At 44.0% G+C, this 11,744-nt stretch carries 10 protein-coding genes; 8 read left to right on the forward strand and 2 right to left on the reverse strand.

The genetic code is table 11. The features are described from left to right. The first annotated feature begins 7 nt into the window (after nt 1-7). From NL626_RS14985 to tatC, 5 genes are all read left to right on the forward strand, one after another. On the forward strand, nt 8-643 hold the full coding sequence (locus NL626_RS14985; protein WP_005379213.1) for an SCP2 domain-containing protein: 636 nt from the start codon (nt 8-10) through the stop codon (nt 641-643). Continuing rightward, entirely contained in the window at nt 640-2,274 is a 1,635-nt protein-coding gene (gene ubiB / locus NL626_RS14990) for a ubiquinone biosynthesis regulatory protein kinase UbiB (RefSeq protein WP_005379226.1), read from the forward strand. The genes NL626_RS14985 and ubiB overlap by 4 nt, the downstream gene beginning before the upstream one ends. 52 nt (nt 2,275-2,326) lie before the next feature. Beyond that, nucleotides 2,327-2,572 carry a Sec-independent protein translocase subunit TatA gene (gene tatA / locus NL626_RS14995; RefSeq protein WP_005382958.1) on the forward strand — a complete coding sequence of 82 codons (246 nt, stop codon included), beginning with the start codon at nt 2,327-2,329 and terminating at the stop codon, nt 2,570-2,572. Nucleotides 2,573-2,575: 3 nt separating this feature from the next. Then, complete coding sequence (gene tatB, locus NL626_RS15000; protein ID WP_033905892.1) at nt 2,576-2,974, forward strand: Sec-independent protein translocase protein TatB; 399 nt, start codon at nt 2,576-2,578, stop codon at nt 2,972-2,974. 68 nt (nt 2,975-3,042) lie between these two features. Then, a complete protein-coding gene (tatC, locus tag NL626_RS15005) occupies nt 3,043-3,795 on the forward strand; it encodes a twin-arginine translocase subunit TatC (RefSeq protein ID WP_005379234.1) in 753 nt (250 codons plus the stop codon). Nucleotides 3,796-4,254: 459 nt separating this feature from the next. Here the strand turns inward: tatC and NL626_RS15010 are convergent, their stop codons facing one another. Beyond that, nucleotides 4,255-5,016, reverse strand: coding sequence for a TatD family hydrolase (locus NL626_RS15010; RefSeq protein WP_017821949.1), 762 nt, complete (start codon nt 5,014-5,016; stop codon nt 4,255-4,257). Between the two features lie 184 nt (nt 5,017-5,200). On the opposite strand from NL626_RS15010, the gene hemB reads away from it, so the two are divergent. The 3 genes from hemB (at nt 5,201) to polA (ending at nt 10,230) form a co-directional block, all read left to right on the forward strand. Continuing rightward, nucleotides 5,201-6,262: a porphobilinogen synthase gene (gene hemB / locus NL626_RS15015; RefSeq protein ID WP_031777176.1), complete on the forward strand. Its 1,062-nt coding sequence runs from the start codon at nt 5,201-5,203 to the stop codon at nt 6,260-6,262. 127 nt (nt 6,263-6,389) lie between these two features. After that, a complete protein-coding gene (locus tag NL626_RS15020; RefSeq protein ID WP_005379245.1) occupies nt 6,390-6,824 on the forward strand; it encodes a GNAT family N-acetyltransferase in 435 nt (144 codons plus the stop codon). 619 nt (nt 6,825-7,443) lie between these two features. After that, a complete protein-coding gene (gene polA / locus NL626_RS15025) occupies nt 7,444-10,230 on the forward strand; it encodes a DNA polymerase I (RefSeq protein WP_053303417.1) in 2,787 nt (928 codons plus the stop codon). Nucleotides 10,231-10,977: 747 nt separating this feature from the next. Here the strand turns inward: polA and yihA are convergent. After that, nucleotides 10,978-11,637 carry a ribosome biogenesis GTP-binding protein YihA/YsxC gene (yihA, locus tag NL626_RS15030; protein ID WP_213877207.1) on the reverse strand — a complete coding sequence of 220 codons (660 nt, stop codon included), beginning with the start codon at nt 11,635-11,637 and terminating at the stop codon, nt 10,978-10,980. Between the last annotated feature and the right edge of the window lie 107 nt (nt 11,638-11,744).

An 11,744-nucleotide genomic window follows, 5' to 3' on the forward strand; every position in this document is an offset into this window, starting at 1 on the left:
TAACGGCATGCCATTTGAACCACTTATCACCGCTGTGATTGAAACGTCACTGAATACACTGATCAAAGACGACCCTGCATTGGGCCGTCGTTTAGCGCGTCTAAAAGGTCAAGTTATTCAAGTTCACCTGAAAGAGATCAATAAAACACTGACATTCGTTTTTAGTCAGCAAATTGATGTGCTCGGTCATTACGAAGGGCAGCCTAACTGCTATCTATCGCTCAACTTGAGTGTATTACCAGAGCTGCGCGATCAGGCCAACATCACTCGTCTTATTAAACAAGATAAACTTGAACTTGAAGGCGATATTCAATTGGCGCAGAAATTCTCTCAGTTGATGGTGGATTGCAAACCAGATGTTGAAGAGTGGTTGTCTCGCGTGACTGGCGATGTCGCCGCACATACCTTTGTGCAAGGTTCAAAAAACATCGGCAACTTTCTTGCGTCTCAAGCAGAAAAACACCAGCGTCATCTTGCACAAGTAGTGACTGAAGAATGGAAACTGGCTCCCGCTCCGTTAGAAGTGGCCTATTTCTGCGACCAAGTTGATGAGGTTCGCAGCCAGGCTTCTCGCATTGAAGCTCGTTTAACGGCTTTGCTGAATAAGCTGGATGCAGATAAGCCTGCATTGGAGAAACCATGACGCCAGCAGAACTAAAGCGCTTATACCACATCGCCAAAGTACAACTGGAATACGGCTTAGATGAGCTGCTTCCCGATCACCAACTGACCAAAGCTCCGCTTTTACTGCGCAAAAGCTTGTTTTGGATTAAGAACAAGCATCCAGAAAAACCACTCGGTGAACGTCTGCGTTTAGCACTGCAAGAGCTGGGGCCGGTTTGGATTAAGTTCGGTCAGATGATGTCGACGCGCCGTGACTTATTTCCTCCGCATATCGCTGATCCCCTAGCTTTACTTCAAGACCAAGTCGCGCCTTTTGATGGCGAGTTGGCAAAAAAGCAGATGGAGCAAGCATTAGGTGGTCCGTTAGAAAAATGGTTTACCGAGTTTGATATCAAACCACTGGCGTCTGCGTCGATTGCTCAGGTACATACTGCGCGCATAAAAGACACTAACCAAGAAGTGGTATTAAAGGTTATCCGCCCAGATATTCGCCCAGTCATTGATTCAGATCTAAAACTGATGCACCGAATGGCGCGTATAGTCGCCGGAGCGATGCCTGAAGCACGTCGTTTAAAACCAGTTGAAGTCGTGCGTGAGTACGAGAAAACCCTGCTTGATGAACTCGACTTGCGACGTGAGGCGGCGAATGCCATTCAGTTGCGCCGCAACTTTGAGGGCAGCGAAGAATTGTATGTTCCTGAAGTTTTTCCCGACTTCAGTAATGAAACTGTCATGGTTTCTGAGCGAATATATGGCATTCAAGTCTCTGATATTGAAGGCTTGAAAGCAAATGGCACCAATATGAAATTGCTCGCGGAACGCGGTGTGAGTGTGTTCTTCACTCAGGTGTTCCGAGACAGCTTTTTCCATGCCGATATGCATCCGGGTAATGTGTTCGTCAAACCCGAACATCCAGAGAACCCAATGTGGATAGGGCTAGATTGCGGAATCGTTGGTACACTTAATAGCGAAGACAAGCGTTATCTGGCGGAAAACTTCCTGGCGTTTTTCAATCGTGACTACCGCCGAGTGGCTGAGTTACATGTGGATTCAGGGTGGGTGCCTGCGGATACCAATGTCGATGAGTTTGAGTTCGCGATTCGCATTGTGTGTGAGCCTATTTTTGCTAAGCCATTGTGCGAAATCTCCTTTGGTCATGTGTTGTTGAATTTGTTCAATACGGCACGTCGATTCAATATGGAGGTTCAGCCACAGCTTGTACTGTTGCAAAAAACGCTGTTGTACGTGGAAGGGCTTGGTAGGCAGCTATATCCTCAACTTGATTTGTGGGAGACCGCAAAACCATTCCTGGAGGAATGGATGATGAATCAAGTTGGGCCACAAGCTCTAGTGAATGCGATTAAAGACCGCGCACCATTTTGGGCAGAGAAATTACCTGAACTGCCAGAGCTACTTTACGATAGCCTGAAACAAGGTAAAGCGATGAATCAACGTATGGATCAGCTTTATCAAGGGTATCGCCAGAGCAAGCGCCAGCAGGCGACAGGAAAGTTTTTGTTTGGCGTTGGCGCTACTTTAGTCGTATGCTCGGCAATATTGGTGAACGATGCTTTTGAGCAGCTTTCGTTGGCCTGCGGTATCGCAGGTGTCACATTTTGGCTGCTTAGTTGGCGAGCTTATCGTCAATAGACGTTAAACTCTTGAAATATTTTTGTTTGTTTAAAGACCCGAGGTAAAGAGAATGGGTGGTATCAGTGTTTGGCAACTTCTAATCATTGCTGTAATTGTTGTATTGCTATTCGGAACAAAGAAACTACGCGGTATCGGTGGCGATCTGGGTGGTGCCGTTAAGGGCTTCAAAAAAGCGATGAGCGAAGATGAACCTGCGAAAAATGACAAAGACGCAGACTTCGAACCAAAAAGTCTAGAAGAGCAGCAGAAAAAAGAAGCTGCTCCTGAAACGAAAAAAGACAAAGAGCAGGCGTAAAACGTGTTTGATATCGGTTTTTGGGAACTGGTATTAATATCTGTTGTTGGTCTGGTCGTTCTTGGGCCGGAGCGTTTGCCTCATGCTATTCGCAGCGTGTCTCGCTTTATCGGTGCCGCTAAGAGTATGGCAAATAGCGTCAAAGACGAATTGTCACACGAGCTGAAAGTCCAAGAGCTGCAAGAAAACTTGCGCAAAGCAGAACAAATGGGGATGGATGATTTGTCCCCTGAGTTGAAATCTTCAGTTGAAGAGTTGAAGAAGGCAGCGCAATCTGTAAATCGTCCTTACGCAAAGAACACCGATTCAGAGGCTGAGCCTGTAAAAACAGAGCCAGCAGCAGAAAAGGTAGAGAAAGCGCAAGAGAGCAAGGTTACAGCGGCAGATAAGAAAGCCGAATAGTCTCATTAGGAGGAGCTACTAGTGATTGGTAGCTCCTTTTTGATCTGGTTTTTAATAAGAGGTTTGCCATGTCTACCGTCGAGCAGACACAACCTTTAATTAGTCATTTGTTGGAGCTTCGCAACCGACTACTGCGTTCAATCCTCGCAGTGTTGGTCGTGTTTGTTGGACTAATTTATTTCTCTAACCACATTTACGAGTTTGTTTCCGCACCTTTAGTAGAGCGTCTACCTGAAGGCGCGACCATGATTGCTACGGATGTAGCGTCACCTTTTTTTACGCCACTTAAGCTGACGTTAATTGCTTCGGTATTTATTGCGGTGCCGTTTATTTTGTATCAAGTTTGGGCCTTTGTTGCTCCTGGCTTATACAAACATGAGCGTCGTTTGATTATGCCGTTGCTGTTTTCCAGCTCACTGCTGTTTTATTGCGGTGTGGCATTTGCGTATTTTGTGGTGTTTCCACTAGTGTTTGGCTTCTTTACTGCTATCTCATTGGGTGGTGTAGAGTTTGCGACCGACATTTCTAGCTATCTCGACTTTGTGCTGGCGCTATTTATGGCGTTTGGTATCGCATTTGAGGTGCCTGTTGCGATTATTTTGTTGTGTTGGACTGGGGCCACTACACCAGAAGATTTAAGACAGAAACGTCCTTATATTATAGTGGCTGCGTTTGTCGTAGGTATGGTGTTAACGCCACCAGACATGATCTCGCAAACCTTACTCGCTATTCCGATGTGTTTACTGTTTGAAGTCGGTTTGTTCTTCGCGCGTTTTTATACTCGTCGAAGCGAAGAAGTAGAAGCGGAAACCGAAGAATAAGGCTAATCTAGATGTGAAAAGCGGCTCAATTGAGCCGCTTTTTTTGCGGTTGGTTTTTTCTTGGGCTAATTACTTAACTTTCATGACGTAACCACATTTTGTGCATACGTATACTTCCTTGATGCCCAGCAGCTTTTGAAAAAAACTGCGCGGTACGCGTTGTAAGTAAGCACCATGTGTACACACTTCAACTTCCATATTCATGCTGTTTTACATTTGTGCTAATTAATGGGCGTAAATCAGTATAGAAAAATAATGTGTCGAGTTGTCGACAGTTTTGCAAAGCGGACGAAGTAAAGTGACGATATGAGAAGTAAGTAGAGTTGCTAGTTAATTATTATGTTTATCAATAATTTTGTATGGATTGTTCTACTATTTCAACGGGTTGAATCGTTCATTCAATAGTTTAGGTGATAAAAAAGCGACGTTGATTTCGTCGCTTTTTTCAATTCTCGTGAATTAAATATTAAACAGCTTTTTGGCATTCTCAGTCGTTATGGCATCGATGGTTGCGATGTCGACATCACGCAAGTCGGCAACACGTTGTGCAACGAGAGAAGTGTAGGCCGGTTCATTACGTTTACCACGGTGTGGCACCGGCGCTAAATATGGACAGTCGGTTTCTAAAATGACCCACTGCATATCCAAATGTGGAATGACTTTATCCATCCCGCCATTCTTAAAGGTTGATACGCCACCTAAGCCTAAGTGGAAGCCTAGCTCATTGATTGCTTGTGCTTCTTCTAAGCTGCCTCCAAAACAGTGGAATACACCACGCAGACGACCATCTTGCTCTTGTCGTAGCAAAGTGAGTGTTTCTTCAATCGAATCACGAGTGTGGATAACGACCGGTAAATCCATCTCTTTTGCCCAGTTAAGTTGAGCTACGAACGCCATTTCTTGCTCAGCACGATAGGTTTTATCCCAATATAGGTCGATACCGATTTCGCCCACCGCAATAAACTTGTGTTTCTCAAACCAACCGCGGATGATCTCCAACGTTTGTTCAACATTGCTGTCCACATAACAAGGGTGCAGCCCCATCATTGAGTGGCATACGTCAGGATATGCCGCTTCGGTTTGTAGCATGGGCTCAATAGAGTCCAGATCGATGTTTGGCAACAGGATTTTATTAATGCCTTGCGTTAAGGCGCGTTGTACTACTTCATCGCGGTCGTTATCAAATTCGCTAGCATAGATGTGCGCGTGGGTATCGATCATCGTTACTCTCTGTGCTTCATGGTTGGTTTCGTATTCGAAGTATACTTGAGTGTGAGTGCTGGGTCATTTTCAGTTTTTTTCATTACCTTTTTCCAGATTGTCACTCGCAACATGCATCAAGAGTGATATGATTTTGTTCACCAGATGATTTGATCATCATAACCGTCCAGACAAGGAGAAAATGGTGTCTGTATCAATTCAAGGTCCATTCCCTGCACGCCGTATGCGTCGTTTACGTAAGCACGATTTTAGTCGTCGTTTGATGGCTGAGAACCAACTTTCTGTTAATGATCTGATTTACCCAATGTTCATTCTTATGGGTAAAGATCGTCGTGAGAGCGTGGAGTCCATGCCGGGTGTAGAGCGTTTGTCGATTGATTTAATGCTAGAAGAAGCACAATACCTTGCAAATCTAGGCGTTCCAGCAATCGCGCTTTTCCCTGTCGTAAACCAAGACGCTAAAAGCCTATGTGCTACTGAAGCCTACAACCCAGAAGGTTTGGTTCAGCGAGCAGTACGAGCGCTTAAAGAACACATTCCTCAAATTGGTGTAATCACAGACGTGGCACTTGACCCATTCACGACACATGGCCAAGACGGCATCATCGATGAAGATGGCTACGTAATGAATGATGAAACCACAGAAGTATTGGTTAAGCAGGCTTTGTCTCATGCAGAAGCGGGTGCTGACGTAGTCGCGCCTTCAGACATGATGGATGGCCGAATTGGTAAGATCCGCGAAGCATTAGAAAACGCGGGCTACATTCATACTCAAATCATGGCTTACTCGGCTAAGTACGCATCGAACTACTACGGACCATTCCGTGATGCGGTTGGCTCTTCTTCAAATCTAAAAGGCGGCAACAAGAAAAACTACCAAATGGACCCAGCAAACATTGATGAAGCGATTCACGAAGTGGCGCTAGACATCAATGAAGGTGCGGACATGGTGATGGTTAAACCTGGTATGCCATACTTAGATGTAGTTCGCCGAGTAAAAACTGAACTTCAAGTACCGACATTTGCTTATCAAGTCTCTGGCGAGTACGCGATGCATAAAGCGGCGATCATGAATGGCTGGCTCAAAGAGCGTGAAATTGTGATGGAATCACTATTGTGCTTCAAACGTGCAGGTGCAGATGGCATCTTAACGTACTTTGCGAAAGACGTTGCTGAGTGGTTGGCAGAAGAGAATGCACAAACTGCTCAACACCTAAATCGTACTCCGGAAGCGACAGAAGAGTAATTATCGCTCAGTGAGAAATACCAGACCAACAAGAGTTGTTCGTCTGTATATACCCAAGTAACCTCAGGCGGATTACAACAGTAACAATCCAAGGTGCTTGGGTATTTTTATTTTGGAGAAGAGAACAATGACAATGCTGATTCGTGAAGGCACATTGGAAGAAGCACTTCAAGTTGTGGCGCGTGTTACCGAGTTTTCGAAAGGAGAAACGGTAGACTCCATGACTCAACGTTTAGAAGAGAAAAACAGTTTAATCCTCGTTGCAGAAAAAAACGGCACGATTGTCGGCTTCAAAATAGGTTACGAATTAGAGGATGGTGTTTTCTATAGCTGGTTAGGTGGTGTTGTCCCTGAAGCTCGAAATGAAGGCGTGGCACAGCTGCTTTTGGAAGCTCAAGAGGATTGGGTGGCAGAACAAGGCTACAACACATTAAAAGTGAAATCTCGAAACCAGTTTCCGGCTATGCTTCGCTTGTTATTGAGAAATGGCTATATCATTGAAAAGTTTGAAGAAAAAGTAAATCTTCGAGAGTCTCGAGTGCATTTCATTAAAGCAATGTGAAAATAAATGAGATTTTTTCTCATTTAACTGTTGACTACGAAATGAGAATCATTATTATTAAACCTGTCTTAGGGAATGAGGAAAGTTCACAAGGACGTTGAGTGACTTATTAACAGAAGTTAATTAACTGAAAGTTGAGAAGTGATGAAACATTTTTCCGAGAACTTGCACGAATTCTTTTTGACACGACATTGCTCACATTGCTTCCAGTGTAATTTATAGCTTCTTGGTTAAGCTGCTCTATTTACAGAATTTGCTTTACCACTTCTGCTAGGCGACCCCATTCGGGTCGCTTTTTTCTTTTCTACGATTTCTATTTGACGTCACTATTAATATCTTTTCCACATGCGATGATCATTTTAGGATCGTTGATCTTCTCGCCGTTATGTGGATTTATTATTATAAATCAATAGTTTGAGTTGGTGTTTTCTTGTGTTTTTTGTTATTGGATAACCAGTGGATAATTTCTATAAACAGAGTTATCCACAGGGGGTGGTGTTTTCGTGAATAAAGTCGGAAAAATTTACGCGACCTAGATCGAGCGAACAAGATAGATTCAGATCAGCAGTCATGGCATCCTAGGCAGATCTCTCAAGTACTGAATTGGATACAGACAATTATGGCAAGTATTCCTGAAAATCCGTTGATCCTTATCGACGGCTCTTCTTACCTATATCGCGCTTTTCACGCCTACCCGGGCACCATGAGCAATGGTGAAATTCCAACTAATGCCGTTTACGGCGTCGTGAACATGTTACGCAGCATGATGCGTCAGTTTGCGTCTGAGCGCATCGCGGTGGTTTTCGATGCAAAGGGAAAAACCTTTCGTGATGATATGTATGCAGAATACAAAGCGAATCGTCCGCCAATGCCGGATGACCTGCGTTGTCAAATTGAACCATTACACAATGTTATTCGTGCAATGGGTTTGCCGCTGATCTGTGTTCCTGGCGTCGAGGCGGATGACGTCATCGGTACGTTAGCATACCAAGCATCACAAAAGGGCATGCCTGTATTGATCAGTACTGGTGATAAAGACATGGCGCAGCTAGTGGATGATAACATTACCTTGATCAACACCATGACGAACGTCGTAATGGATCGTGAAGGTGTGGTTGAAAAGTTTGGCATTCCACCTGAGTTGATCATCGACTACTTAGCACTGATGGGCGATAAAGTAGATAACATTCCTGGTGTACCGGGTGTCGGTGATAAAACAGCGACCGCACTACTGCAAGGTATTGGTGGTCTGACGAAGTTGTATGAAAACCTCGATGATATTGCAGGGCTTGGTTTCCGTGGTTCTAAAACCATGGCGAAAAAGCTCATCGACAACAAAGAAAATGCCATGCTTTCGTATGAGCTCGCGACCATCAAATTGGATGTTGAGCTTGAGGAAACGCCAGAATCATTGCTGAAAGCGGAACCAAATAAAGACGAATTAGTGAAGCTGTATGGCCAACTGACGTTTAAATCTTGGTTGAATGAACTACTTGAAGGCGGTTCTGGATCTGTGGAGGCCGTAGAGCTTGCAGGATCTTCACAAGCTTCTTCTTCTCAAGCCGAGATGGAAACTTCTGCGGTAACAATCGATCGCAGCCAATATGAAACAATTCTGGATAAAGAAACCTTCAATGCTTGGCTAGATAAACTTCAAACGGCTGAGCTGTTTGCATTTGATACGGAGACCGATAACCTAGATTACATGCTAGCGAATCTAGTTGGTTTGTCATTCGCTGTCGATGAAGGTATTGCGGCTTATGTGCCAGTTGCACATGACTATTTAGATGCGCCTGAACAGCTTGATCGTGATTGGGTACTAGAACAGCTGAAGCCAATTCTTGAAGATGCAGCGAAAGCAAAAGTCGGTCAAAACTTAAAGTATGATGCGTCTGTACTCGCTCGTTACGACATTGAGCTAAAAGGTATCAAGCACGACACGATGTTGGAATCGTATATCTACAACAGTGTCGGCGGTAAACACGATATGGACAGCTTGGCGCTTCGCTTCCTACAGCACAGCTGCATTTCTTTTGAGCAAATTGCAGGTAAAGGCAAAAATCAGCTTACGTTTAACCAAATCGAACTGGAACAAGCATCGCCATACGCGGCAGAAGATGCGGATGTGACCCTTCGTCTGCACAATCGCTTGTTTGCTAATATCGAGCAGGATGAAAGCCTGAAGACAGTTTACGAAGAGATTGAAATGCCGTTAGTGCCAGTTCTTTCGCGCATTGAACGCACTGGGGTCTTTATCGATGAAATGAAGCTGAGTGCGCAGTCGGTCGAGATTACCGCTCGCCTTGATGAGCTTGAAAAGAAAGCGTACGAAATTGCTGAGCAAGAGTTTAATATGAACTCGCCAAAGCAATTACAAGCCATCCTATTTGAAAAAATGGGTTTACCGGTTGTGAAGAAAACGCCATCAGGCACACCATCGACGAATGAAGAAGTTCTGCAAGAACTCGCGCTAGACTACCCACTACCAAAACTGATTTTGGAATACCGTGGTCTGGCGAAGCTAAAATCAACTTACACCGACAAACTGCCGAAGATGATCAACCCATCAACGGGTCGCGTGCATACTTCTTACCACCAAGCAGTGACTGCAACGGGTCGTCTATCTTCTACTGATCCGAACTTACAGAACATTCCAATTCGTAACGAAGCTGGCCGTCGTATTCGTCAAGCGTTTGTCGCGCCATCAGGGCATAAAATCTTAGCGGTCGACTACTCGCAAATCGAACTGCGCATCATGGCGCACCTTTCTGGCGACCAAGCTTTATTGAATGCATTCCGTGATGGCAAAGATATCCACGCGGCAACCGCAGCAGAAATCATGGGTGTTTCTATTGAGGACGTTTCAAGTGAGCAACGTCGTCGTGCGAAAGCGGTTAATTTCGGTCTTATTTACGGCATGAGTGCGTTTGGTTTGGCGAAGCAATTAGGCATTCCTCGTGGTGAGGCTCAAGCGTACATGGATACATACTTTGAACGTTACCCAGGCGTGATGCAGTACATGGAAGACACACGCAGCACGGCAGCAGATAAAGGGTATGTTGAAACGATTTTTGGTCGACGTTTGCATTTACCAGAAATCAAATCGCGCAACGGGATGCGTCGTAAAGCTGCTGAACGTGCGGCAATCAACGCACCAATGCAAGGTACGGCTGCGGACATCATTAAGAAAGCGATGCTGTTGGTTGATCAGTGGATTCAGGAAGAAGGCAATGGTCGTGTGAAGTTATTAATGCAAGTACACGATGAATTGGTCTTTGAAGTTGAAGAGTCATCATTGTCCGAAATTGAAAGTAAAGTACAGAAATTGATGGAATCTGCAGCAGAGCTAAAAGTACCGTTGGTTGCAGAAGCAGGTCATGGTGATAACTGGGATCAAGCTCATTAGTCATTTTTAGACCAAAATAACCAATTAATTATGAGCCAGCGCACAAACGCTGGCTTTTTTTTGAGATTAAAAAAGCTAGCGCAAAGTTAACTTTGATGTTGCTTAATAAAAGTTTCATGAAAAAAAACTACAAAAATTCTTTGCAATTCTGACCAATTGTTGTACATTAATACTCGTAGGGTACAGAGGTAAGATGTTCTATCTTTCAGACCTTTTGTTTCACGTTATTGGATTAGGCTGATTCAGCCGCCCCAGTCAGTTTTTGACTGGGGCGTTTTTTATTGGGCGAAAGAAAATTATTCTTTTGGATCAGTAGCTTAAAGTAAACCTTCAGAAACCTTCTTTTTTGACCTTTCTAAGTCACTGCAAAATCTCGATTTTTCCTTCAAATTTATTGCGTTATTCATCCTGTAAATTTACGCCAGTCACACTATTATTTTTTCTTGAAAGAAACTAAGTTACATCTTTTTGAAGATTTGCTTGGCTTAACTGTCTGAATTGTAACGCTATTGGGTGTTTTTGGAGTGAATGTTTGGTGATACACAGGAAACAAGAGCGCTTTTTAACCTATTGAAATCGAATCTCAGTTCAGCAATGCTTCGTCAAATAACAATAATTACCAATTTTTCTCTCCCGTTATCCCTGCCAGGAAGGCGGGGATTTTTATTGCCTGTTATTTAGTTCAGATAAACAAAAGCCCCACCAAATGGCAGGGCCGTGTCGAAGAAATTTAACAAATATTGTTAATTATTCTTCATCGCTCGTTGGTGTCTCTTGTTCGTCTTCTTCTATCAGGTGCGCTAGTGCTGGTGCAAACCAGGTATCCAGTTTTGCACGTAGCTGATCGACACCTAATCCTTTCAGTGAAGAGAACACATCAACAGAAACGTCACCACCGAAAGTTTCTACTTGCTTACGAACTTTCAGTAGAGTTTGTTTGCGTGCACCACTTTTTAGTTTATCTGCTTTGGTTAGCAAAACTTGTACAGGAATGTGGCTATCGATGGCCCAGAAAATCATTTGTTGGTCGAGATCTTTCATTGGATGACGAATGTCCATTAGAACCACTAAGCCTTTTAGGCACTCGCGTTTCTGTAGGTATTCACCCAAAGATTTCTGCCATTTGTTTTTCATTTCTACCGGTACTTGAGCAAAACCGTATCCAGGTAGATCGACAATGTGACAACCTTCTTCTACTTTGAAAAGGTTGATTAATTGCGTACGACCAGGTGTCTTTGATGTCTTGGCTAAGCTTTTTTGATTAGTTAGACGGTTAAGTGCACTCGATTTACCAGCGTTTGAGCGTCCTGCAAACGCAATTTCGACACCTTCGTCTTCCGGCAGGTGACGAATATCGGGTGCGCTGGTGATGAAATGCGTATTTTGGTAATGAATTTTTACGCTCACTGTTAACTCCATCTCGACTTTGTGTAGTCGATTGATTACTTTTTTGTGAAAATGTGTAAAATAACCGTGCTCGGCATAAGGTCGCCTATTGTACCATGAGTGTACGC

Origin of the sequence: Vibrio sp. Y58_MX_L22, from assembly GCF_024181865.1 — a bacterium.
In the GTDB taxonomy this organism is placed as follows: domain Bacteria; phylum Pseudomonadota; class Gammaproteobacteria; order Enterobacterales; family Vibrionaceae; genus Vibrio; species Vibrio alginolyticus.

Coding starts and splice junctions, on each gene's coding strand:
- NL626_RS14985 (WP_005379213.1), top strand. CDS start 8: ATGCCATTTGAACCACTTATCACCGCTGTGATTGAAACGTCACTGAAT.
- ubiB (WP_005379226.1), top strand. CDS start 640: ATGACGCCAGCAGAACTAAAGCGCTTATACCACATCGCCAAAGTACAA.
- tatA (WP_005382958.1), top strand. CDS start 2,327: ATGGGTGGTATCAGTGTTTGGCAACTTCTAATCATTGCTGTAATTGTT.
- tatC (WP_005379234.1), top strand. CDS start 3,043: ATGTCTACCGTCGAGCAGACACAACCTTTAATTAGTCATTTGTTGGAG.
- NL626_RS15010 (WP_017821949.1), bottom strand. CDS start 5,016: ATGATCGATACCCACGCGCACATCTATGCTAGCGAATTTGATAACGAC.
- NL626_RS15020 (WP_005379245.1), top strand. CDS start 6,390: ATGACAATGCTGATTCGTGAAGGCACATTGGAAGAAGCACTTCAAGTT.
- polA (WP_053303417.1), top strand. CDS start 7,444: ATGGCAAGTATTCCTGAAAATCCGTTGATCCTTATCGACGGCTCTTCT.